The organism is Tardiphaga sp. 172_B4_N1_3, from assembly GCF_052076035.1.
In the GTDB taxonomy this organism is placed as follows: Bacteria; Pseudomonadota; Alphaproteobacteria; order Rhizobiales; family Xanthobacteraceae; genus Tardiphaga; species Tardiphaga robiniae.
The window spans coordinates 2,908,465-2,932,609 of the sequence record NZ_CP197238.1 but is presented as its reverse complement, the minus strand read 5'-3'; the positions used below and the strand labels follow the sequence as shown (position 1 = coordinate 2,932,609).

At 63.2% G+C, this 24,145-nt stretch carries 21 protein-coding genes; 15 read left to right on the top strand and 6 right to left on the bottom strand.

Annotation, left to right across the window (positions count from 1 at the left end):
• Positions 1-98 precede the first annotated feature (98 nt).
• Positions 99-503 carry a hypothetical protein gene (locus tag AB7783_RS13890; RefSeq protein WP_441277952.1) on the top strand — a complete coding sequence of 135 codons (405 nt, stop codon included), beginning with the start codon at positions 99-101 and terminating at the stop codon, positions 501-503.
• Between the two features lie 66 nt (positions 504-569).
• Here AB7783_RS13890 and AB7783_RS13885 read toward each other — a convergent pair whose 3' ends face one another.
• Complete coding sequence (locus tag AB7783_RS13885; RefSeq protein WP_089265117.1) at positions 570-1,442, bottom strand: SDR family oxidoreductase; 873 nt, start codon at positions 1,440-1,442, stop codon at positions 570-572.
• A gap of 112 nt (positions 1,443-1,554) precedes the next feature.
• On the opposite strand from AB7783_RS13885, the gene AB7783_RS13880 reads away from it, so the two are divergent.
• From AB7783_RS13880 to ppc, 6 genes are all read left to right on the top strand, one after another.
• The gene (locus AB7783_RS13880; protein WP_089265116.1) at positions 1,555-2,364 is read left to right on the top strand and encodes a crotonase/enoyl-CoA hydratase family protein; all 810 of its coding nucleotides are present in this window, start codon (positions 1,555-1,557) and stop codon (positions 2,362-2,364) included.
• A 177-nt stretch (positions 2,365-2,541) separates the two neighbouring features.
• The gene (locus AB7783_RS13875) at positions 2,542-4,086 is read left to right on the top strand and encodes an acyl-CoA synthetase (RefSeq protein WP_441277951.1); all 1,545 of its coding nucleotides are present in this window, start codon (positions 2,542-2,544) and stop codon (positions 4,084-4,086) included.
• A gap of 10 nt (positions 4,087-4,096) precedes the next feature.
• Positions 4,097-4,903 carry a transporter substrate-binding domain-containing protein gene (locus tag AB7783_RS13870; protein WP_441277950.1) on the top strand — a complete coding sequence of 269 codons (807 nt, stop codon included), beginning with the start codon at positions 4,097-4,099 and terminating at the stop codon, positions 4,901-4,903.
• 60 nt (positions 4,904-4,963) lie between these two features.
• Entirely contained in the window at positions 4,964-5,950 is a 987-nt protein-coding gene (locus tag AB7783_RS13865) for a tripartite tricarboxylate transporter substrate binding protein (protein WP_441277949.1), read from the top strand.
• Positions 5,951-5,955: 5 nt separating this feature from the next.
• Positions 5,956-6,879 carry a DUF1932 domain-containing protein gene (locus AB7783_RS13860; protein WP_439083109.1) on the top strand — a complete coding sequence of 308 codons (924 nt, stop codon included), beginning with the start codon at positions 5,956-5,958 and terminating at the stop codon, positions 6,877-6,879.
• 99 nt (positions 6,880-6,978) lie between these two features.
• Positions 6,979-9,756, top strand: a complete 2,778-nt coding sequence (gene ppc, locus AB7783_RS13855; protein ID WP_439084216.1) for a phosphoenolpyruvate carboxylase — start codon at positions 6,979-6,981, stop codon at positions 9,754-9,756.
• Positions 9,757-9,911: 155 nt separating this feature from the next.
• Here the strand turns inward: ppc and AB7783_RS13850 are convergent, their stop codons facing one another.
• On the bottom strand, positions 9,912-11,027 hold the full coding sequence (locus AB7783_RS13850) for an SMP-30/gluconolactonase/LRE family protein (RefSeq protein ID WP_439083110.1): 1,116 nt from the start codon (positions 11,025-11,027) through the stop codon (positions 9,912-9,914).
• A gap of 304 nt (positions 11,028-11,331) precedes the next feature.
• Between AB7783_RS13850 and AB7783_RS13845 the strand changes: the two genes are divergently transcribed.
• Positions 11,332-12,564 carry a tetratricopeptide repeat protein gene (locus tag AB7783_RS13845; protein ID WP_441277948.1) on the top strand — a complete coding sequence of 411 codons (1,233 nt, stop codon included), beginning with the start codon at positions 11,332-11,334 and terminating at the stop codon, positions 12,562-12,564.
• A 55-nt stretch (positions 12,565-12,619) separates the two neighbouring features.
• Here the strand turns inward: AB7783_RS13845 and AB7783_RS13840 are convergent, their stop codons facing one another.
• The 4 genes from AB7783_RS13840 to AB7783_RS13825 form a co-directional block, all read right to left on the bottom strand.
• Positions 12,620-13,921, bottom strand: coding sequence for an MFS transporter (locus AB7783_RS13840; RefSeq protein WP_175366507.1), 1,302 nt, complete (start codon positions 13,919-13,921; stop codon positions 12,620-12,622).
• A gap of 234 nt (positions 13,922-14,155) precedes the next feature.
• Positions 14,156-15,079, bottom strand: a complete 924-nt coding sequence (locus AB7783_RS13835) for an SDR family NAD(P)-dependent oxidoreductase (RefSeq protein WP_093756564.1) — start codon at positions 15,077-15,079, stop codon at positions 14,156-14,158.
• Positions 15,080-15,279: 200 nt separating this feature from the next.
• Positions 15,280-16,419: a thiolase C-terminal domain-containing protein gene (locus tag AB7783_RS13830; protein ID WP_439059239.1), complete on the bottom strand. Its 1,140-nt coding sequence runs from the start codon at positions 16,417-16,419 to the stop codon at positions 15,280-15,282.
• A 4-nt stretch (positions 16,420-16,423) separates the two neighbouring features.
• Positions 16,424-16,837, bottom strand: a complete 414-nt coding sequence (locus AB7783_RS13825; RefSeq protein ID WP_120291263.1) for a Zn-ribbon domain-containing OB-fold protein — start codon at positions 16,835-16,837, stop codon at positions 16,424-16,426.
• 214 nt (positions 16,838-17,051) lie between these two features.
• On the opposite strand from AB7783_RS13825, the gene AB7783_RS13820 reads away from it, so the two are divergent.
• The 7 genes from AB7783_RS13820 (at position 17,052) to AB7783_RS13790 (ending at position 24,064) form a co-directional block, all read left to right on the top strand.
• Complete coding sequence (locus tag AB7783_RS13820) at positions 17,052-17,384, top strand: AtuA-related protein (protein WP_068735784.1); 333 nt, start codon at positions 17,052-17,054, stop codon at positions 17,382-17,384.
• Positions 17,385-17,424: 40 nt separating this feature from the next.
• On the top strand, positions 17,425-18,789 hold the full coding sequence (locus AB7783_RS13815; RefSeq protein WP_439083112.1) for an amidase: 1,365 nt from the start codon (positions 17,425-17,427) through the stop codon (positions 18,787-18,789).
• Between the two features lie 82 nt (positions 18,790-18,871).
• A complete protein-coding gene (locus tag AB7783_RS13810) occupies positions 18,872-19,561 on the top strand; it encodes a DUF2848 domain-containing protein (protein ID WP_439064438.1) in 690 nt (229 codons plus the stop codon).
• Positions 19,562-19,859: 298 nt separating this feature from the next.
• On the top strand, positions 19,860-21,032 hold the full coding sequence (locus tag AB7783_RS13805) for an IS481 family transposase (protein ID WP_441276790.1): 1,173 nt from the start codon (positions 19,860-19,862) through the stop codon (positions 21,030-21,032).
• A gap of 117 nt (positions 21,033-21,149) precedes the next feature.
• Positions 21,150-21,896, top strand: coding sequence for a 2OG-Fe(II) oxygenase (locus AB7783_RS13800; RefSeq protein WP_441277947.1), 747 nt, complete (start codon positions 21,150-21,152; stop codon positions 21,894-21,896).
• Positions 21,897-21,917: 21 nt separating this feature from the next.
• Positions 21,918-22,568: a DNA oxidative demethylase AlkB gene (gene alkB / locus AB7783_RS13795; protein WP_441277946.1), complete on the top strand. Its 651-nt coding sequence runs from the start codon at positions 21,918-21,920 to the stop codon at positions 22,566-22,568.
• 236 nt (positions 22,569-22,804) lie between these two features.
• Positions 22,805-24,064: an MFS transporter gene (locus AB7783_RS13790; protein WP_441277945.1), complete on the top strand. Its 1,260-nt coding sequence runs from the start codon at positions 22,805-22,807 to the stop codon at positions 24,062-24,064.
• Positions 24,065-24,145 lie beyond the last annotated feature (81 nt).

Genomic DNA, 24,145 nt, shown 5'->3' with positions numbered 1-24,145 from the left:
TGGCCGGTTCTCATTATTTTGCGTCCGAATGTCGTTAACGGGTTTGAGCGACCGGGTCTATCTCCGCATGCAGATCAACGAACAGTCAGGAGACGACGATGAGCCTCGATAACGGTGCCTTTCTCATTCACGATGTTGCGGCGTTCCCGATCGTGTGGGTCCGGCATGATGAGCTTCAGCCGGGAAGTGCGGCGCAGTGGGAGGTCGAGATGGACGATCTCATCGGCCGCAAGCAGCCTTTCGTCATGATCATGGTCAGTCATCATCACGATGAGGCGCATGAAGATCGCAAGGCGAGGGGGCTTTGGCTCAAGCGCAACAAAGCGACGCTCGCGCTGCTTTGCCGTGCCATTATTGCCGTCGAGCCGAATGCCGTCACACGCGTTCTCGTGGAGGCCCAGTCGGCACTTGCGACGAAGGCGTTCGGCATCAGTTCCGCGGTGGTCGCATCCGAAGACGAGGCCATGAGGGTTGCGCGCGAGCGGTTGCAGGTTGCGCGTTGATCAAAAAACAAAGCGAGGCCTCCCGCATGGGAGAGCCTCGCTGCCGGTCGAATTACTTTGCGGCCCTTACCCCCGCTGCGCCTTGTCCTTTTCGTTCTGCGCTTTGATGCTGTCGCGTGCCTGGATCCATTCGGCATCGGACCAGTCGCGCAGCTGATAGAAGTTGCCGCCCATGGCGAGAGCCTGCGCGCCGTCCATGGCGATGGTCTCGCCTGATATCCAGTCGCAGCCGCCGGAGATCAGGAACACCGCGAGGTTCTGCAGCTCTTCCATCTTGCCGACGCGGCCCATCGGGTTTTGCGCGCGGGTGCGCGCGCCGGCCTCGTCGCCGGGCTTGATGCGCTTGCTCATGCCTTCGGTGGGGATTTCGCCGGGCGCGATGGTGTTGAGGCGGATGCCGTAGCGGCCCCATTCGGTGGCCAGCGACATGGTCATGGCATGGATCGCCGATTTGCTCATGGCGGAGGGCACCACGTAGGGGCTGCCGTTGCGTACCCAGGTCACGGTGATCGAGACCACGTTGCCCGGCACCTTGTCGGCGATCCAGCGCCGGCCGACTGCATGGGTCATGTAGAACGTGCCGTGCATCACGGTATTGGCGACCGCGTCGAAGCCGCGCGCCGACAGGTCCTGCGTCCGCGAGATGAAATTTCCGGCGGCGTTGTTGATCAGGTCGGTGAGGGGACCATCGGCCCAGATGCCTTCGATCATCGCATCGACCGCCGCGGCGTCGCGGATGTCGACGCCGTGGCTGGAGACCTTGCCGCCAAATTCCGCCATCAGCTCGGTTGCGGTCTCGTCGCATACAGCCTTGCGGCGACCGCAGATATGCACTTCGGCGCCGAGTTCGAGGAATTTCGCCGCCATCGATTTGCCGAGACCGGTGCCACCGCCGGTGACGAGGATTTTTCGGCCTGCGAGGAGCTGCTGATTGAACATGGGAGGGTCCTGCTTTAAGAGGATGCGGACGGGTTAATTAGTTGATTGACTAAACCCGATACCGCTTGCGTGTAAAGCGGGAAGAAAAACAAGTCTAGGAAGGAAACCACCCATGGAAGACCGCATCTCTGTGTCCATGACGGATGGCGTTGCCGATGTTCGGCTGGTCCGCGCGGACAAGATGAATGCGCTGGATGCGGCGATGTTTGCGGCATTGGTCGATACCGCCGAGCGCCTGAGCCACGAGAAGGGCCTGCGCGCGGTGGTGCTGTCCGGCGAGGGCCGGGCGTTCTGCGCCGGCCTCGACATGGGACGATTCGCCGCGATGAATGAGGGCGGCGGCGACGGTATTGGCGGCGCGCAGAAGCGCGACCTGTCACTGCGCACACACGGTCTTTGCAATCATTCCCAGCAGGCCGTGTGGGGCTGGCGTCAATTGCCGGTGCCGGTGATCGCGGCGGTTCATGGCGTCGCCTTTGGCGGCGGATTCCAGGTCGCACTCGGCGCCGATATGCGGTTTCTCGCGCCGGACACGCGAATGTCAGTCATGGAAATCAAATGGGGTCTCGTGCCCGACATGGCGGGCACGCCGATCCTCGCCAGCCTCGTGCGCGACGACATCCTGCGCGACCTCACTTACACCGGCCGCATCTTCTCGGCACAGGAAGCCCTGAGTTACGGCCTCGCCACGCGCATCTGCGACGATCCGCGTGCCGCGGCACTTGAGACGGCGCGCGAGATCGCCGGCAAGAGTCCGGATGCGATCCGCGCCGCCAAGCGCATGCTTAACAATCTCGCGGTCGATCCCGGCCCGGCGCTGCTCGCCGAATCCGTTGAGCAGATGAAGCTGATGGGTGGACCGAACCAAACCGAAGCCGTGCGTGCGAATATCGAGAAGCGTGCGCCGAAATTTGTGGATTAGCCCGCGACGTTCTCAGCCGTCATTGCGAGCCCTGAGAAAGTTGGACTTCCAACTTTCTTTGGGCGAAGCAATCCAGAAAGTCACAAACGAAGACTGGATTGCTTCGTCGCAAGGGCTCCTCGCAATGACGGCGAAGAGTTCATCAAAAATCAAAAACAAAAATCCGGAAACGTATCCATGTCGACAAACTCCCTCTTCCAAGGCGTCATCTCAGGTGATCGCCGCCGCGGCTTTGCCGAACTGACCGAACGTGCGAGCCGCATTGCCGGCGGGTTGTCGCGGCTTGGCGTCAAGCAGGGTGACAGCGTCAGCATCCTGATGCGCAACGACATCGCGTTTCTTGAAGCGGCCTACGCGGTGGCGCAGCTCGGCGCGTACGGCGTACCGGTGAACTGGCACTTCAAGCCGGAAGAGATCACTTATGTGATCAAGGATTCCGGCAGCAATATCCTGATCGCTCATGCCGATATGCTGCATCAGCTGCGCGAGGCAATTCCGCAGGGCATCGTGTCGCTGAGCGTGCCGACGCCGCCGGAGATCATTGCCAATTACAAGGTCGATCCCGCACGACTCGGCACCCCGGACGGCGCCATCGATCTGGAATCCTGGCTCAAGGAGCAGGCGCCCTATGACGGCCCCGCGCTGCCGCAGCCGCACAACATGATCTACACATCGGGCACCACGGGTCATCCCAAGGGCGTGCGCCGTTTCGCGCCGACACCGGAGCAGGCGGCTTCCGCCGACCAGATGCGTGCACGCGTCTATGGCCTCAAGCCTGGCGCGCGCGCATTGCTGCCCGGACCGCTCTATCACTCGGCCCCCAATGCCTTCGCGCTGCGCGCCGGGCGCCTCGGTGGCGCGCTGGTGATGATGCCGCGCTTCGATCCCGAAGAATTCCTGCGCGTGGTGCAGGACGAGAAGATCGACACCATCTTCATGGTGCCGACCATGTTCATCCGGCTGATGAAGCTGCCGGAAGACGTCCGCAAGAAATACGACATGTCGTCGCTGCGCCACATCATCCATGCCGCCGCGCCGTGCCCGGCCGACGTCAAGACCGCGATGATCGACTGGTGGGGCCCGGTGATCTACGAATTCTACGGCTCCACCGAATCCGGCGCGGTGACCTTCGCGAATTCCGAAGACGCGTTGAAGAAGCCGGGTACTGTCGGCAAGATCGCGCCCGGCGCGGAATTGCGCTTCCTCGGCGACGACGGCCAGATCCTGCCGCAAGGCGAGATCGGCGAAATCTATTCGCGCATATCAGGCAATCCGGATTTCACCTATCACAACAAACCGGAAAAGCGCGCCGAGATCGACCGCGACGGCTTCATCACCTCCGGCGATGTCGGCTATCTCGATGCCGACGGCTATGTCTTCATCTGCGATCGCAAGCGCGACATGGTGATCTCCGGCGGCGTCAATATCTATCCCGCGGAAATCGAATCCGCGCTGCATGCGCTGCCCGGCGTCCATGACTGTGCCGTGTTCGGCATTCCCGACGAGGAGTTCGGCGAGTCGCTGATGGCGGTGATCGAGCCGCAGCCCGGCGTGGTGCTCGACCTGGCGACTGTGCGCGCGGACCTCAAGAAAGCGCTGGCCGACTACAAGGTGCCGAAGCAGATGGAGATCCAGTCGAACTTGCCGCGAGAAGACTCCGGCAAGATCTTCAAGCGGAGGCTGCGGGATCCCTATTGGGCCAAGGCTGGGCGGACGATCTAGGAGGGTGATGATGCGCGTGGCAATGATTGGAAACAAACTTGCCGCGCAGATCGCGGCGATCGCTCTCCTGGTGGCAGCGTTTGTCGGTCCTGCAGTCGCCGTCGATCTCGAGCCGAAGCAGATCCTCGCACCATCAGGCAAGCTGCGTGTCGGGCTCTATCCGGGAACACCGACGTCTATTCTCGTATCGCAAACCGAAGGCCCGCGTGGTGTCGGTTACGATCTCGGCAAGGAGCTCGCGCGGCAATTGGGCGTGCCCTATGAGCCGGTGGTGTTCTCCAGGAATGCCGAGGTTCTCGAAGCGGTGAAGACAGGCGCCGTCGATGCCGCCTTCACCAATGCGTCGGCCGCGCGTGCGAACGACATGGATTTCGGCCCGTCTTATCTGGAAAGTGATCTTGGCTATCTCGTCGCGAAAGAGTCCAGGGTTGCGGGGGCTGATGATGTCGATGTCAAAGGCGTTCATGTCGGCATCACCGCGGGCAGTTCATCCGATGCGGTTCTGTCGCGCGATTTGAAGAATGCCGAGGTCGTTCGCGTGCCGGCCATCAGGCTTGCGCCCGGCCTGCTGATGGCCGGCAGCATCGATGTGTTCGCCACCAACAAGGCGACGCTGTTTGAACTCGCCGAACAGGCGCCGGGGGCGAAGGTGCTGGAGGGACGCTGGGGCGTCGAGCGGCATGCCATCGCGATCCCCAAGGGGCGCGATGAGGGGATGGCATTTGTCCGCAAATTCACCGAGGATGTGAAGGCGCAGGGACTGGTCGATGCGGCCATCGCACGATCCGGACTGCGCGCTGCGACCACAGCCAAGTAGCACTATCAAGTAGCAACGACACGAGATTGTTGCGCGATATTACAAGAGGGACGACAACCCATGCCCGTGTCTTTGCCTGCGCCCATGAAACTGGCCATCGCCGCGGCGGCTGCGCTGCTGTCTTTCACCAGCCCGTCGCTGCACGCCCAGACGTTTCCCAGCAAGCAGGTGACAATCCTGGTGCCCTATGCAGCAGGCGGCGCGGTCGACGTGCTGGCGCGGACCTTTGCGCAGTCGCTGTCGAAGACCTGGGGGCAGCAGCCGGTGGTGGACAACCGTCCGGGCGCCGGTGGCATCATCGCCTCGCAGGCCCTCGCGAAGTCGCCGCCCGATGGCTATACGCTGATCCTCGTCGCATCGGGCCATCCGCTCAATCAGTTCTTCTATCCGAAGCTGCCCTACGACACGTTCAAGGATTTCACCGCGATCAGCGAAGTCGCCTATTCGCCGCTGGCCATCGTGGTGTCGAAGGACAATCCAGCCAAGAATTTGCAGGAGTTGCTGGCGCAGGCGAAAGCCAAGCCGGACTCGCTGTCCTACGGCATGTCCGGCAATGGCACCTCGGCGCATCTCGCCGGTGAATTGCTGAACCATATGGCCGGCACCAAGATCGTCTCGATCCCCTATAAGGGCGGTGCGCCAGCGCTCACCGCGGTGATTGCCGGCGACATTCCCATGAGCATCAATCCGCTGCCCGAGATCGTCGGCCAGCTCGAAGGCGGCGCGGTGCGTGCCATGGCCGTGACGACGGCGACGCGCTCGGCGGCGCTGCCCAATGTGCCGACGGTCGCCGAATCCGGCGTCGCCGGTTATGATACGGCGGTGTGGTGGGGATTCCTCGGACCTGCCGGCATGCCGGCCGATGTCGTGGCGAAGATCCATGCGGATCTGGTGACGGCGTTGAAGGATCCGGTGGTGCTAGCGGCGTTGAAGAAGATCGATGCCACGCCGGTCGGTTCCTCGCCCGCCGACTTCGACAAGTTCATGCATGCCGAAGCGGACAAATGGGGGCCGGTGCTGAAGGCGGCAAACATCAAGGTCCAGTAAGCAATATGACTGAACGTTCGAACCAGTGGCACGTCGGCCTGATCGGCTATGGCGAAGTCGGGCGCATTCTCGCCGAAGACCTGCGCAAGCAGGAGATGTCAGTCAGCGCCTATGATCTCAAACTCGACGGCGCAGATGCCGGGCCGTTGAGGGACCATGCGGAGACCCATGGCGTCACGCTCGCATCCTCGCATGCCGATCTCGCCTCGCGCGCGGACTTCATCGTCTGCGCTGTCACCGCGAGCCAGACGGTGCCGGCGGCGCAGGCCTGCGTGCGCGGTCTGAAGCCGCAGGCGTGGTTTCTCGATTTCAACTCGGCATCGCCCGGCGCCAAGCAGCGTGCGGCTGCACTGATCGACGGCGCAGGTGGCCGCTATGTCGAGGGCGCGGTCATGACCTCCATCCCGCCATACCGCATCAGGGTGCCGCTGCTGCTCGGCGGCACCGGCGCGCGCGATCTCGCGCCGCTGCTCAACGCCATCGGCTTCGATGCGCAAGTCGCCAGCGACAAGCTTGGCGTCGCCTCGGCCACCAAAATGTGCCGCAGCATCATGATCAAGGGCCTCGAGGCCATGGTGATCGAGAGCTTTACGACCGCGCGCGCCTATGGCGTCGAGGACGCGGTGATCGCCTCGCTGGTCGAGACGTTTCCGAGCATCGACTGGGAGAAGCAGGGCGCCTATTTCTTTCAGCGCGTCATCGAACATGGCCGCCGCCGCAGCGAGGAAGTCCGTGAGGTCGCCGAGACCGTGCGTGAGATCGGCCTCACGCCATGGTCGGCGGAGGGGACGGCCGAGCGGCAGGGCTGGGTCGCGGATCTCGCCGATGACGGGCTGTTCGGCACCAAGGGCGAGGCGGGTTTCGCGCGCAGCGCGGACTGGCGCACCGAGGCGGATCGGATCTTAGGTAAGGTAAAGCCACGAAGCTGAGTTCCGGGACACTGCTGGGCGCTGCAACTTCGTCTTGCGTCGCAGCATGACTTGCGACCAAATGGGGCGCCGGCAACTTCCTGGAGCGTCCTTGTGTCCCTGACCCTGTCCACCGAAGAACCCGCATCCCAGCGCGGTGACGATCCTGCTCACCAGGAGGCCGATGCCCGGCTGCGCGAGGACATCCGGCTGCTCGGCCGTATCCTCGGCGACACCGTGCGGGATCAGGAAGGCGAGGCGGTATTCGCCCTGGTCGAGAATATCCGGCAGACCTCGGTCCGTTTTCACCGCGACGAGGACAAGCTGGCGCGGCGTGAACTCGAAGCCATTCTCGACGGCATGTCGATCGCCGAGACCGTGCGCATCGTTCGCGCCTACAGCTATTTCTCCCATCTCGCCAATATCGCCGAGGACCAGAACAACATCCGCCGGATGCGGGCGCAGCGCGCGAATGCGGCCAATGCATCGGGTACGCTGGCCCATGCGGTGAAGCGCGCGCGCGAGGCCGGCATCGATGCGGCGCTGCTCAGCAAGTTCTTCGGACAGGCGCTGATCAGTCCGGTGCTGACCGCGCATCCCACCGAAGTGCGCCGCAAGAGCACCATCGACCGCGAAATGGAAATCGCGGCATTGCTGGACCGGCGCGAGCGCATGCAGCTCACCGCCGATGAGATCGAGGCGTCCGAGGAACAGCTGCGCCGCGCCGTCGTGACGCTGTGGCAGACCAATCTGTTGCGCCGGAGCAAGCTGACGGTGCTCGATGAGGTCGCCAACGGATTGTCGTTCTACGATTATACGTTTTTGCGTGAAGTGCCGCGGCTGCATTGTGTGCTGGAAGACAGCCTGCGCGCGCAGGGCGGCGCTGCCGAACTCGGCTCGTTCCTGCGCATGGGCAGCTGGATCGGGGGCGACCGCGATGGCAATCCGTTCGTCACGGCAGATGTGATGCGCGGCACCATGATGCTGCAGAGCAGGCGCGCCTTCAGCTTCTATCTCGACGAACTTCACGCGCTGGGCGCGGAGCTGTCGATGGCGGCGCATCTCGCCGATGTCTCCGATGAGCTGCGCGCATTGGCCGAACGCTCCCCTGATCCATCGCCGCACCGCGCCGGCGAGCCCTATCGTCTGGCGATCTCCGGCGTCTATGCCCGCATGGCGGCAACGGCCCATGCGCTCGAATTGCCGAACCGCCGCGCGGCCGTGGGCGATGCCCCGGCTTACGCATCGGCGCAGGAGTTCAAGGCCGATCTCGACGTGCTCGATCGTTCGCTGATCGCTGATAATTCCGCTGTCATCGCCCGCGGCCGGTTGCGCCAATTGCGCCGCGCGGTGGATTGCTTCGGTTTCTATCTTGCCAGTCTCGACATCCGGCAGAATTCCGCTGTGCATGAGCGCACCGTCGCCGAACTGATCGATGCCGCGATGCCCGGCACGTCCTATCTCGCGCTCGGCGAGGAAGCGCGCATTGCGCTGCTGACGAACGAATTGAAGAACGCGCGGCCGCTCGGCTCGCTGTTCGTCAAATACAGCGAGGAAACGCTGGGCGAACTGGCGCTATTCCGCATGGCGGCGCAGGTTCATGCGAAATTCGGCGCGGCGGCAATCCCCCAATGCATCATCTCCATGTGCAAGGGCGTCTCCGACATGCTCGAAGTCGCAGTGCTGCTGAAGGAGGTCGGGCTCGTCGATTGCTCCGGCCGCAGCGGCATCAACATCGTGCCGTTGTTCGAAACCATCGAGGATCTGCAGGCCTCTGCAGCCATCATGGACCGCATGTTCTCGCTGCACGACTATCGCAAGCTGGTCGACAGCCGCGGCGCGGTGCAGGAAGTCATGCTCGGCTATTCCGACAGCAACAAGGATGGCGGCTTCGTCACCTCCGGCTGGGAACTGTACAAGGCCGAGATCGAGCTCATCGAAGTGTTCGAGCGGCATCACATCCGGCTGCGGCTGTTCCACGGCCGCGGCGGCTCTGTGGGCCGCGGCGGCGGCCCGAGCCACGATGCGATCCTGGCGCAGCCCGGCGGCGCGGTGGATGGGCAGATCCGCATCACTGAACAGGGGGAAATCATCTCCAGCAAATATTCCAACGCCGAGGTCGGCCGCAACAATCTGGAAATCCTCGCCGCTGCAACGCTGGAAGCAAGCCTGCTGGCGCCAAAGCACAGCGCGCCGCGCCGCGAATATCTCGAAGCCATGGAGGAGATTTCCGAACTGGCCTTCAAGGCCTATCGCGGGCTGGTCTATGAGACCGAAGGCTTTGTCGATTACTTCTGGGAATCCACCGTCATCAACGAGATCTCGACGCTGAACATCGGCAGCCGTCCGGCCTCGCGCAAGAAGACCCGCGCCATCGAGGATCTCCGCGCCATCCCCTGGGTGTTCTCCTGGGCGCAATGCCGGTTGATGCTGCCGGGCTGGTACGGTTTCGGCAGCGCCATCGATGCCTGGCTCGCCAATCATCCCGACAAGGGCATGGCGTTCCTGCAGGAGATGCACCGCGAATGGCCGTTCTTCCGCACGCTGTTGTCCAACATGGACATGGTGCTGGCCAAGAGCTCCATCGCCATCGCCTCGCGCTATGCTGAGCTTGTCGCCGACCAAAAGCTGCGCGAGACCATCTTTGGCCGCATCCGCGGCGAATGGCATCTGTGCATCGAGACGCTGCTGGATATTATGGAGCAGGAGCGCTTGCTGCAAAACAACCCGCTGCTCGATCGCTCGATCCGCAACCGTTTCCCGTATCTCGATCCGCTCAACCATGTGCAGGTCGAGCTGCTGAAAGAGCACCGTGCGAATAATCCGGACGAGCAGGTGCTGCGCGGGATTCAGCTGACGATCAATGGCATCTCGGCGGGGCTGCGGAATAGCGGGTAGTCGTCGAGACGCTACGTCCTATCCCTACGTCATGGCCGGGCTTGACCCGGCCATCCATCTTCTCCGTTGCTTGCCAGCAAAGCTGGATGCCCGGGTCAAGCCCGGGCATGACGTGGAGAGAGTCGCGCGAAGCCGCTGGCTGCGACGTGGGTCCCTCAACAGAAATGCGCGCCCTGCGTTTCCACATAGACCGCATAGAGTGACTGGCTCGCCGTCATGAACAGCCGGTTGCGCTTCTTGCCGCCGAAACACACGTTCGCGCAGGTCTCCGGCAGCTTGATTTGGCCGATGCGCTGGCCGTCCGGCGCGAAGATCTGCACGCCGTCATAGCCCTCGCCAACCCAGCCGGCGCCGACCCAGATATTGCCCTCGGTATCGACGCGCAGCCCGTCAGGGAAGCCGGACTTGCCATCCAGCGTCATGTCGATCAGCGGCTTGCCATTCGAGAGCTTGCCGCCGTCCACGTCGTATTGCCACACCGCATTCTTGGCATTGGGATAATGCGTGATGCCGGTGTCGCAGACATAGAGCTTCTTGTAGTCCGGACTGAACGCGAGGCCGTTCGGCTTGAACGGATCGTCGGCGACCTTGTTCACCTGGCCGCTCGTGGGATCGATGCGGTACACCGCTTCCTTCTGGTGCGGCTGCGTGACGCCCGCCGCTGCGCGTTGCCCCTCATAGAGATTGATGGCGCCGTAGCCGGGATCGGTGAACCAGATCGCCTTGTCGACGGGATTGACCACCATGTCGTTCGGCCCGTTCAGCGGCTTGCCGTTGGCCTGTTCGGCGAGCGTCGTGACGCTGCCATTGTGCTCGAAGCGGACGAGGCGCGTGCGCTGCGCGGAAAGCTGGCGGCCCTCGGTGTCGAACGAATTGCCGTTACTCTCCTCGGATGGATAGCGGAAGCGCTCGGAGATGTGGCCGTCATCGTCGAGATAACGCAACTGGCGATTGGCAGGGATATCGCTCCAGATCAGATACTGACCCTGTGCATTCCACGCCGGTCCCTCCGCCCACAGGCAGCCCGTATAGAGCCGCTTGATGACGGTGTTGCCGACTCTCGCCTTGAAGCGATTGGCGTCGATGACGACGATATCGGGATCGGGATAGCGCTGCGGTTCCGCGCCGCGGTTGAAATTTCGCGCCAGCGCATCGGGTGCGATCAGCGTCGTCGCTGCCAATGCAGCGGCGCTGCCTAGGATATTTCTGCGACTGAGTGAGTTGGATATTGCGGCGGGGTGAGCAGAGTCTTGCGTGAGCTGAGTTGGCATCGTCGTCCTCCCGGCTTTTCTGGTTTTCTCCAGCCGTTGCCGGGAGTTTAAATACCGTTGCGACGGGGATGCTACACAATTCGATGCTGCCGCGCGGTCATGGCGGTGCACAAGCGCGCATCGCAGCGCAGTGAACGTTTTGATAGTTCCGCGCGACCAAGACCAAAGCCCTCATTTGATGCGCGGTTCCATGTCATCGTTTCGCTGTCACATATGTGTTGCAGTCGCTTCTGCAGCATTGCTGTTCGCCACATCATTGTCAGCGCACGCGGATAATGGATGTCGCCCGCCGATGGATCAGCGGATGATCGCAGGCTGTAGCGATATCATCGATCGTCCCGGCGCAACGGATGCCGAGCGCTCCGAAGCGCTTCGCCTTCGCGCCATCGGGAACTTCGAACTCGGCCATATGGAGGCGGCGCGCGCGGATTTTACTGCGTTCATCGCACTCAATCCTGATTTTGCGAAAGGCTATGGCGCGCGCGCTATGGTCCACAACCGCCTCGACGAATTCGATCTGGCTATCGCGGATGCTAACAAGGCGATCGCCCTCGATTCCACTTACGCCTCGGGCTTCGGCTCGCGGGCGAGCGCCTATGAATCCAAGGGCGATTTCGTGCGGGCGCGCGCCGATTATGACAAGGCGATTCGCCTGCAGCCGGGCAATTCGTCCTACCATCGTGGACGCGGAATGTTGCGCAAGAGATTGGCCGACATCGATGGCGCGATCGCAGATTTCTCGGAAGCCATCCGCGTCGATCCGAAAGACTATGCGGCGTTCGCATTGCGCGGTAACAGCCGTGCCGCCAAGAAAGACTTTAGCAAGGCGCTGGCCGATTACGACGCTGCGCTGCAGATCAAGCCCGGCGACACCTATGCCCACCGTGGTCGCGCTGACGTCAGGATTCGACGGGGCGACAATGACGGCGCGATCGCGGATTTCGACGTCGTTCTGGCCGGCGATCCGAACGACGTCGGCGCCCATGTTGACCGCGGCATCGCCTTTGCGCGCAAGGGCGATTTTGCCGGCGCGATCCCGGACCTGGACGCGGCGCTAAAGCTGAGGCCGGACGATCCCGACACCCGTAACCGGCGATCGCATATGAACTTCATCGAGGGACATTTCGCCGAGGCTGCCGCCGACTTCGGCGATGTGGTCGAGAAGACGCCGCAATACGAACTGGGCAAGCTGCTGCGCTACATCGCGCGGGCGCGTAGCGGCGATTACGATATTGGCGAGCTGAAGCGCAACACCGACACGCTCGATCGGAAGGGCTGGCCGTGGCCGATGGTGGCGCTCTATCTCGGCCAGATGACCCGCGACGAGATGCTCGCCAAAATGAAGAACATGCCGCTCGACGACGACTTCGGCCCTTGCGGCGTGTCGTTCTATCTCGGTCAGTATCTGATGGTGAAGCGCAAGCCGCAGGAGGCGCTGCCCTATCTGAAACAGGCCGCCGAGGTGTGCCGGGGCGACGGCGAATTCGAGCGCGACGCCGCCCGCAACGAACTCAAGCGGCAGCAGGCGTCGAACTGACAAACAAAAGGGGCAGCGCCAGCGCTGCCCCTTTGAGATCGTCATGCGAGCGCGCTCAAACCTCGTGCTTGTCTGACACGAAGATCGCGATGAGTGTGATCACCGCGGCGGCAAGCACGTAATAGCCGATGTAAGCGAGCCCGTAATTCGCCTGCAGCCAGGTGGCGATATAAGGCGCCAGCGAGGCACCGAAGATGCTCGCCAGATTGAACGTCATCGACGCGCCGGTATAGCGCACGGTGGTCGGGAACGGTGCCGCGAGTGCGGCGCCGATCAGGCCGTAATTGATGCCGAAGATCGCCAGACCGATCAGCGCGAAGGCATAGATGCCCGCCACGCCGCCTGACAGCAGCGGCGCCAGGAAGAACGAGAACACGATCACCATCAGGCAATTGGCGATCAGCAGCGTGCGGCGACCGATCTTGTCGGCGAGCAGGCCGGCCAGGATGTTGGTGGTGCCGAAGGCGACGGCGCCGGCGATCTGCACCTTGAGCGCATCGAGCAGCGACATCTTCGCGATCCCGACGTTGTAGGACAGCAGATAGGCCGTGCAGACATAGAAGAACACGAAGGTCATCAGACCGACCAGCGTGCCGAGCACGAGGCTGCGCTTGTGCTTGCGCAGCAGCTCCATGCTGGGGACGGCAACGCGCTCGGCCTTCTCGATGGCCTTCTGGAATTCCGGCGTCTCGGTGATCGACAGGCGCACCCACAATCCGATGGCGATCAGCACGATGGAGGCGAGGAACGGCACGCGCCACGCCCAGCTCAGGAACGTTTCCGGCGAGACGAAATGCAGCAGGATGAAGAACGTGCCCGACGACAGGAACAGCCCGAGCGGCGCACCGAGTTGCGGGAACATGGCGTACCAGTTGCGCTTGCCCTCCGGCGCGTTCTCGGTGGCGAGCAGCACCGCGCCGCCCCATTCACCGCCGAGACCAAAGCCCTGGCCGAAACGGCACAGCACCAGCAGAAGCGGTGCTGCGAGGCCGATCTGCGCGTGAGTCGGCAGCAGGCCGATCAGCACGGTCGAAATGCCCATGGTCAGCAAGGCTGCGACCAGCGTGGTCTTGCGGCCGACGCGATCGCCGAAATGGCCGAACACGACGGCGCCGAACGGACGCGCAAAGAACGCGATCGAGAACACCGCGAAGGACGCGAGCAGCGCGGCGGTGTCGTTGCCGGCCGGGAAGAACAGTTTTGGAAACACCAGCACCGCGGCGGTGGCATAGACGTAGAAGTCGAAGAATTCGATCGTGGTGCCGATCAGGCTCGCCAGCAGAACGCGGGCGGGGGAATTCAGCGGCTTGGAATGCGGCATGGCCGCGGAGGGCATCGCGCCCGCGTGATCTGTCATGATGTTCGTCCAGCAAATGCGGTTTCGTCCGCACATGCGTGACGTCAAACCCGTTGATTGCTGGTGACATAGCCGGTCTTGGCCGGCGTTTGAATTCTTTATGACGAAATTAGCGCGATCTCGGGTCAGATAAGACCGCTATGCATAGCTATTTGAGTAATATTGTTTCGTTTTAAATTCTGGGTTGTAGAAATCGGCTCGCGGGACTGATGCTCCCGCGAGCCGATTAGACGCTTAGACCGGATCCCAGCTGAAAATGTCAGCCGAACGGTCGAGCTTGTAGAACGACGACTTCAGCGCCGGCATGCCGTGCTCGGCAAGGGTCTGCGGGGTCCAGCCTTCGGCGCGGTGGATGGAGCGTAGCGGGCGCGACTGGCCCATCAGGAAGATCTCGTTCATGCGGGCGGCAAAGATCTGTCCGGAGATTTCCTTGGCGTCGTCGGAGAGCAGATGCGCCACCAGCGGTGCAATCTTTTCCGGACCCATGCGCTGCATGCGCTCGACGCGGGCCTTCTCGGCTTCGGTCTCGGTGGGGATGCTGCCGATCATGCGGCTCCAGGCGAAGGGCGAGACGCAGTTCGAATTGACGCCGAAGCGTCCCATGTCGAGCGCGATGGACTTCGACAGGCCGACGATGCCCAGCTTGGCGGCCGAGTAGTTGGCCTGGCCGAAATTGCCGATCAGGCCGGAGGTCGAGGTGAAGTGCACGAACGAGCCGGAGTTCTGCTCGCGGAAGTAACGTGCGGCGGCGTGCGAGGTGTAGAACGAGCCCATCAGATGGACCTTGATCACCATCTCGAAGGCATCGATGGACATCTTGTGGAAGATCGCGTCGCGCAGAATGCCGGCATTGTTCACCACGCCGTCGATCTTGCCGTAGGTGTCCACGGCCTGCTTGATGATCTTGCTGGCCGGGATCGCTTCGGCGACCGACTCGAAGTTGGCAACGGCGGTGCCACCGGCTGCTTTGATTTCCTCGACGACCTGTTCGGCCGGTGCCGCGCCGTCGCCGCCCGAACCGTCGGTGCCGACGCCGGGATCGTTGACGACGACCTTGGCGCCTTCAGCGGCGCAGAGCAGCGCGATGCCCCGGCCAATGCCGCGACCCGCGCCGGTGACGACGATGACCTTGCCGTCGAGTGATTTGGTAGATGCCATGTGGGTTTTCCTTTGGTGGTGTGATTGATGTTTTCTAACCTCTCCCCGCTTGCGGGGAGAGGTCGTCCCGGCGAAGCCGGGGCGGGTGAGGGGGACTATCCGCTTGCTCCGTGCTTGCGGATAGTCCCCCTCATCCGTCTCGAACGCGCTTCGCGCATTCGAGCCACCTTCTCCCCGCAAGTGGGGAGAAGGCACCGCGTTTACTTCTCGTTCGTAAAAATCACCGTGCCCGACGCGGCGAACATGCCGCCGACGCCGTGACAGACTGAAATCTTCGCGCCCGGCACCTGCGCCGGTGCGATGCCGCGCATTTGTCGCACGCTCTCCTGCAGCGCATACATGCCGTACATGCCGGAATGCATATAGCTGAGGCCGCCGCCATTGGTGTTCATCGGCAGCTTGCCGCCGGGGCGGGTGTTGCCGTCGGCGATGAACTTGCCGGTTTCCTCATGCGGCATGAAGCCGAGATCGCCGAGACCATACAGCGGCAGATGCGCGAAGGCATCGTAGATCATCAGATGATCGACGTCCTTGTGCGCGATCCCCGCCTCACGGAACGCGGTTGGTCCGGCCACGGTAAAGGCGCGCGATGAATCGAACGTCTTCATCTGGCTGACCATGGGCGTTTCCACGCTCTCGCCGGTGCCGAGAATATAGACCGGCTTGTTCGGGAAATCCTTGGCGCGATCGGCCGAGGTCAGGATCAGCGCACCGCCGCCATCGGTGACGAGGCAGCATTGCAGGATGCGGAACGGATAGGCGATCATCTTCGAGTTCAGCACGTCCTCGACCGTGATCGGCGCCTTCATCATCGCACGCGGATTCTTCGCGGCCCATTCGCGCTGGAACACCGCGACCGAGGCAATCTGCTCGTGGGTGATGCCGTGCGTCTTCATGTAGCGCAGCACGGGGATCGGGAACATGCTTGGCGGACCGTAGACGCCATAAGGCGCCTCGAACTGGCCCTGCAGGCTGTCGGCCGGAATCGAGCGCGGCAATTTGCCGATCATCGACTTGCCGGACTCGGCATGTGTGATCAGCACGGTCTTGCACAGGCCGGCTTCGATCGCGGCGGCCGCATGGCGAACATGCAGCATGAAGGAGCAACCGCCCACGGATGTACCGTCGACCCAGGTCGGCGTGATGCCGAGATAATGCGCGATCTGCTGCGGTGTCTCGACGGCTGTGGCGATGCCGTCGATGTCGGACAGTTTCAGCCCGGCATCCTTGATGGCGTTGAGCGCCGCATCCGCGTGAAGCTGGAGCTGCGACATGTTCGGGATGACGCCGAGCTCGGTGGTCTCGGCTGCGCCGACAACGGCGACTGCGTTTCTGCGCATGATCTCAGCCCTTCGCCGGACGGAATACGGGGAGGGTGATGGCGTCGTCGAGCTTCTCGAAGGCGACCTCGAGCTTCATGTCGAGTTCGAGCGCTTCGGGCGTCTGCGGGCAATCGATGATGTTGCTCATCAGCCGCGGACCTTCCTCAAGCTCGACCACGGCAATCGCGTAAGGCGGCGTGAAGCCCGGCGCAGCGGGGCGATGATTGATGACGTAGCTGTAGAGGAAACCCTTGCCCGAGGCCTTGAACACCGACACCTTGCGCGAGGCGCAGCCGGGGCAGAACGGTCGCGGCGGAAAATACACATTGCTGCAATCGTCGCAGCGCTGCAGGCGGAGTTCGCCGGCTTTGGCGCCGTCCCAATAATGCTGGGTTTCCGGTGTCGGTTTCGGCCGCGCGCGGGCTGGTTCAGCCATGTGTCGTGTTCTCTCCCTTGGACGGGGATTTGGCCCCGTTCGTTGTCCTCTGGATGGACATTCCACATTCCACCGGGGGCGGTCCAGCGCGCGTGCTGCATGGCCGTATCTGCTCACTGCGGGACGACGTGGAATTCCGGTTGAAATACGTGCGAGGCTTGTCCCGCTGCAACCAGGCAGGGTAGGTTGGTACGGATGGTTCAGGGAGTATGACGTGAAGCTGCGCGAGATCGCCCATTCCCGCACAGGTGACAAAGGCAACATTTCCAACATCTCGGTAATTGCCTTTGACGCAAAGCTATATCCGTTGATAGTATCCCAGGTGACCGCCGCGCGCGTGAAGGCCCTGTTTGCGGGCATCGTCGCGGGCGAGGTGGTCCGCTACGAGCTGCCCAATCTCGCAGCGTTGAACTTCGTGATGGATCAGGCGCTTGGCGGCGGGGTGACGCGATCGCTCGCGCTCGATGCGCATGGCAAATCGCTCAGCTCCGCGCTGCTCGATCTGGAAATCGAGGACACTTTCGGCGATACCGACCGGGCGCCGTGACCACCTGCGGGTCCGGCAAGACACACAGGATGCCGCGACCATGAGCAACGACTTCCACCAGACCGCACCGACCCTCGCCAGCCTGGCCGACGACCTCGCCGCCGGCCGCACCACCTCGCGCAAACTGGTCGAAGCCTGTCTGGCCAAAATCGCCGATCCGAACGGCGAGGGTGAGCGCACCTTCATCCATGTCGACAAGGATGCGGCTCTGGCCGCCGCCGATGCCATGGACGCGCTGCGCAAGGCCAATGCCGCGCCGTCGCGCTTCGCCGGCATTCCGGTCTCCATCAAGGACCTGTTCGACATCAAGGGTCAGGCGACCCGCGCCGGTTCGCGCGCGCTGGACGATTCCGCGCCGGCCGATGCCGACGCGCCCACCGTCGCGCGTCTGCGCCGCGCCGGCTTCGTGGTGATCGGCCGCACCAACATGGTCGAATTCGCCTATTCGGGCATCGGCACCAATCCGCATTACGGCACGCCCAAAGGCGCGTGGAAGCGCGAGGTCGGCCATGTGCCGGGTGGCTCGTCCTCCGGCGCCGCCGTTTCCGTGCTCGATGCCATGGCGCATGCGGCGTTGGGTACCGACACCGGCGGTTCCTGCCGTATTCCGGCAGCCTTCAACGGCATCGTTGGCTACAAGCCGACGCAGCGCCGCGTGCCGCTCGATGGCGCCGTGCCGCTGTCCTTTACGCTCGACAGCATCGGCCCGCTCGCACGCTCGGTCGCCTGCTGCGCGGTGATGGATGCTGTGCTGGCCGGCGAACCGGAATTTGAGCTCACGCCGCGCCCGATCAAGGGCATGCGCCTTGCTGTACCGACCACCATGGCGATGGACGATCTCGATCCTGTTGTCGCAGCAGCGTTCGAGCGTGCGCTGAAGAAGCTCGCCGAGAAGGGCGCGATCATCGAGCGCATCGAAGTGCCTGAGTTCAACGACATCGCGCCGATGAGCACCAAGGGCGGCTTTACGGCGGCTGAGAGCTACGCCTGGCATCGCTATCTCCTGGCCAGCAAGGGTGACGTCTATGATCCCAGAGTCGCGCTGCGCATCCAGCGCGGCGAGACCCAGAACGCCGCCGACTATCTCGATCTCCTGCCGATGCGCCGTTCTTTGATCGCGCGCACCGAAAAGCGCATCGCTCCTTACGATGCGCTGGTGCTGCCGACCTGCGCGATCACGCCGCCGTCGATTGCCGACATGGCCGACGACAAGGTGTTCTCGAAGCAGAACCTGATGGCGCTGCGCAACTGCACGCTGATCAACATGATCGACGGCTGCGCCATCTCGCTGCCGATCTCGGCCCCGGACGAAGCGCCTGTCGGCCTGATGCTGGCAGCCGCCGGCGGCTCCGACCGTCGCATCTTCGAACTCGCCGCGGGGATGGAGACGCTCGTTCGTGGCTGATGTTTTCTAACCTCTCCCCGCAGGCGGGGAGAGGGAGCGCGACGCCGGAGCTCACTTTCAATTGCAAGCAAGGAAGAACCATATGACCACCGAGATCGCGTTCACGCTGGACGCAAAAGGCACCAAGTCGCCGCTGACGCTCAAGATCACCCAGGGCGTCATCGCCGGCTGGACCGGCCGCGATCCCGTCGCGCGCGATCATCACATCAAGGAACTCGAAGCGCTCGGTATCGCGCCTCCGGCCTCGACGCCGATCTATTACCGCTGCTCGGCGCGCCGCTTCACCACCGACGGCATGATCGAATGCACCGACGAGAATTCGTCGGGCGAAGTCGAATTCTGCCTGATCGCGTCAGGCGGCAAGACCTATGTCGGCGTCGGCTCCGACCATACCGACCGCAAGGTCGAGACCTACAACATCACCGTGTCGAAGCAGATGTGCGACAAGCCGATCGCACCTGTCGTGTGGGAGCTCTCCGAACTGCTTCCGCACTGGGACCAGATCATTCTGCGCTCCTGGGCCACCATCAAGGGCGAGAAGGTGCTGTATCAGGAGGGCCTGCTGAGCGGCATGCTGCCGGTGGCCGAACTGATCAAGAAAGGTTTCGACAGCGACAAGCTGCCAGACGGCACCGCCATGTTCGGCGGCACCTTCGCCGCCAAGGGCGGCATCCGTCCGGCCGATCGTTTCGACTACGAGATTGAGGACCCCGTGCTGAAGCGCAAGATCAGCCATGGGTATGATGTGAAGACATTGCCGGTGGTGGGCTGAGGTTCTTAACCTCTCCCCGCATTGCGGGGAGAGGTCGATCCGGCGAAGCGCAGCGCAGCCGGAGCGGGTGAGGGGCGGTCACCGTTGTCACCACGCGCGCGCGCTCTCGGGTCTCCCGTCCTTCGATCCGATGGTTCTGCGCCTGTCTTTTCTCTCCTGCCTCGCCCCTCACCCGGCCGGCTTCGCCGTCCGACCTCTCCCCGCAAAGATGTTCAGTCCGGACAGATCGCTGACAGGTGTTCGGAGACATAGTTGACACATTCAGATTGGCTGGAGTCCTCCTTTTCAGGAGGTTTCCATGCCATGGCGCGAGGTGTCGGCAATGGATCAGCGGCGGGAGTTTGCCCTTTTGGCAATGCAGGAGGGCGTCAATCGGCGAGAACTGTGTCGGCGGTTCGGGATCAGCCCGCAGACCGGCTACAAATGGCTGGCGCGGGTCGAGGCCGGCGATGCGGAACTGGCCGATCGGTCGCGGCGACCGCTTGTCAGCCCACGACGCAGCAATACGGCAATCGAGACGCTGGTGCTTGCGGTGCGCGATGCCCATCCGGCCTGGGGCGCGCGCAAGATTGCGTACTGCCTGCAGCGTGACGGGATGACACCGCCGGCGATCTCCACCGTGCATGAGATCCTGCACCGCAACGGCCGCATTATCCTGCCGCCGGGCGGCGCAACACAGCCGCTGCAGCGCTTCGAGAAGGAGGCGCCCAACCAGCTATGGCAGATGGATTTCAAAGGGCGCATGCCGCTGGCCAACAACGCAGCATGCCATCCGCTCACCGTAATCGACGACCACTCGCGCTATGCACTTTGCATCCAGGCCTGCGCAAACGAACAGAGTGCAACCGTGCAGCAGCGGCTGATACAGACTTTCCGGCGCTATGGTCTGCCGGACGCGTTCTTCGTCGACAACGGCTCGCCTTGGGGCGACAGCGGCGGCTCGCGCTGGACTGCCCTGCGGGTCTGGTTGCTCAAGCTTGGCGTCGACACGATCTATGCAAGGCCGTTCCACCCGCAAAGCCGCGGCAAGAACGAACGCTTCCACCGTTCCCTCAAGGCCGAAGTATTCGCGGCACGCCGGTTCCGCGACTTTGCCGAACTACAGCGCGCTTTCGATACATGGCGCACCGTCTACAATCTGCAACGCCCCCACGAAGCACTCGGCATGGACGTTCCCGCTACCCGTTACAAACCCAGCACGCGGCCGATGCCCGACAAAATCGTCGAGGTCGAATATGCCAGCAATGACATCGTGCGCCGCGTCTCAGTCAATCCGCGCATCGACTTCAAGGGCCGGCGATGGCGCGTACCAAAAGCCTTTCGCGGCGAACGGCTGGCAATCCGCCCCTTGGACAGCGATGGCCACTACGGGATTTTCTTCGGCAGCCGGAAAGTCGCAGAAATCGACTTGACTGGCACAAAAAGTGTCAGTGATGTCTCCGAACAGGTGTCAACCATGTCTCCCGACTGAACAAAAGAGCGGGGAGAGGTTAGGGGCCGGAAATCGGGTGGCTTCACCCGCCCATCTCCCCAAAATGGCCAACAGGCCATGACACCCTGATCGCGGCCGGATGACGGAGGCGATGACATGGTTTCACTGGCGAAGAAGCGCCCAGAAAACAGTGACGCCGCGCCGCAGGCGCGCATCGACGCCATCGACTGGCAGCGCATCTCTGCCGATCTCGACGCGCAGGGCTGCGCCGTGTTCGAGAAACTGCTCACCGCCGATGAGTGCCGTCACCTCGCTTCGCTCTATTCCGACGACGCCCGTTTCCGCAGCCGCATCGTCATGGGCCGTCACGGCTTCGGCCGTGGCGAATACAAGTATTTCAATTATCCGCTGCCAGATCCGATCGCCGGTCTGCGCCCCGCGCTCTACGGACCATTGAGCGCGATTGCCAATCGCTGGAACGAGGCGATGGGGATCGACGTGCGCTTTCCCACCGATCACGCTGCGTTCCTCAAGCGCTGCCATGAGGCGGGCCAGACACGGCCGACGCCACTGTTGCTGCAGTATGAGGCCGGCGACTACAATTGCCTGCATCAGGATCTCTATGGCGAGCACGTGTTTCCGCTGCAGGTCGCGATCCTGCTGTCGGAACCATCGGAGGATTTCACCGGCGGAGAATTCGTGTTGACGGAGCAGCGGCCGCGCATGCAGTCGCGCGCCGAAGTGGTAGACTTGCGGCAGGGCGATGCGGTGGTGTTCGCCGTGCATCATCGCCCGGTTGCCGGCACGCGCGGCAGCTATCGCGTCAATCTGCGCCATGGCGTCAGCCGGGTGAAGTCCGGCCGGCGCCATACGCTCGGGGTGATCTTTCACGATGCGAAGTGACGGGACGACTGAACAACCGCGATGACCGATCTGTTCGCTGATATTAGGGATGACCAGCCCGCGTGTGAAGAGCTCGCCGAGGGCGCGGTGCTGCTGCGCAATTTTTTCGCCACCGAACAGCCGGATGTGATCGCGGCGCTGCGCCTTATGGTGAAGGCGGCGCCGTTCCGCCATCTGGTCACGCCGGGCGGTCACACTATGTCGGTCGCCATGACCAATTGCGGCCGTGTCGGATGGGTGTCTGACGCACGCGGTTATCGCTACGACACCGTCGATCCCGATAGCGGCAAGCCATGGCCCGAAATGCCGGCGCCGTTTCACGATCTCGCCGCACGCGCGGCGGTTCGTGCCGGCTTCGAGGCCTTCGTGCCCGATGCCTGCCTGATCAACCGCTACAAGCCCGGTGCCAAACTTTCGCTGCACCAGGACAAGGACGAGCTCGATCTCGACGCCCCCATCGTTTCGGTCTCGCTCGGCCTGCCGGCGACCTTCCTGTTCGGCGGTCTCACACGGAGCGCGCCGCAGAAGCGCTATCGTCTGACCCATGGCGACGTCGTGGTCTGGGGCGGCCCGGCGCGGCTGGCCTATCACGGCGTCGCGCCGCTGCCGGACGGCGAGCATCCGGTGATGGGCGGCCAGCGGATCAATCTGACCTTCCGCAAGACGCAGTGACGCGCTGATTTTCCCCTCTCCCCCACGCACAGCGAAGCTGTGCAGGGTGGGAGAGGGTGGCTTCGCGCAGCGAAGACGGGAGAGGGGTAGCAGCGGAGCTCCAGCATTACCCCTCATCCGGCACGGCCTTCGGCCGCGCCACTTTCTCCCGCAAGGGGAGAAGGGAAGGAAGAGAAGCGTTGAACGCTTTCCTTGGCTGCCGCGACCATTCTATGGTCGGGCGGCGCGAGGGGACCATGAGCGAGCAGGAACGAACCGGCACACAGGCCGCCACCAGCAATGCTGCGGGCGTCTATCTCGCCGTGCTGCAACTGGTCTTCACGCTCGGCTGGGTCACCTATGTGATCTATCTGCCGAAGCTCGCCGCCGATGTAGGCATTGCGCCGACCGTCGTGATCTTCATCTTGATGCTCGATCAGGCGATCTTCACCGTCACCGATACGGCGATGGGCCTGGTCGCTGACAGGATCGCGCGCGTGGTCGGGCGGCTCGGTCTCATTGTGGGCATCCTGACCGCAGTGTCCTGCGCAGCCTTCGTCGCGCTGCCTTTCGTTGCCGGGCAAGGGCCGAAGGCGCAAGTCGCGCTGATCGCATTGATCGTGATCTGGTCGGCGACATCCTCCGCCTTGCGCGCGCCGCCGCTGACATTGCTCGGCAAATATGCGGCACGCCCGTCGCGGCCGTTTCTCGCGGCATTGGCCATGCTCGGCTATGGCGTCGCGGGTGCGCTCGCGCCCTATCTCGGCGCGACATTGCGCGGCGTCGATCCGCGGCTGCCTTTCGTTGTTGCCGGCGTGGTTTTGCTGATCGTGACGCTGGCGCTGTCGCGCGTCGAGCGTGGCCTCGTGCAGGTCAGCGCCCGTGAGGCAAAGGCTTCGCCGGCGCAAGGCAAGGCGCTCGGCCGCATGCCCATGCTGTTCATCGCTGCCATGGTCATTCTCGCGCTTGGTTTCCAATTGCATTTCAGCATCAACAGCGCGCCGATGTTCCTGCGCTTCGCCAAGCCGGCCGATCTGGAATGGCTGATGCCGATATTCTGGATCGGCTTCAACATTGCGATGTTTCCGGCCAGCGCGGTGGTCAAGCGTCAGGGCGGAATCCTCGTCATCGGGGTAGCCGGATTGCTCGGCGCGCTTGCGGTGATCGGTGCCGAGTTCGCGCTTAATCTGAACATGCTGATCGCGGAGCAATTCATCGCCGGCGCGGCATGGGGCTGCATGATGATGAGCGCGGTGTCGGCGGCGATGGCGATCGGCGAGACCGGCGCGGAAGGCAAGGTCATCGGTCTCGTCTTCTCGGCGCTCGCGCTCGCAACCTTCGCACGCATGGCCGCGGTCGCCGGCGGATTGCAGAAGCTGCCGGACTACGCGCCGTTCCTGCACTGGGCGCCCGTCGCATGCTGGGCGGTCGCCGGTGCTGGACTACTGGCGCTCGCTGCGGTTCGGTGGCAGCGCGTGCCACACACTCGTCATTCCGGGGCGGGACCGACGCCGTAGGCGACGGGACCGAACCCGGAATCCCATTATGTTCATCACCTTCCGCGGCCCGGAATTGAGGAGCGATGAACACATCGGGAT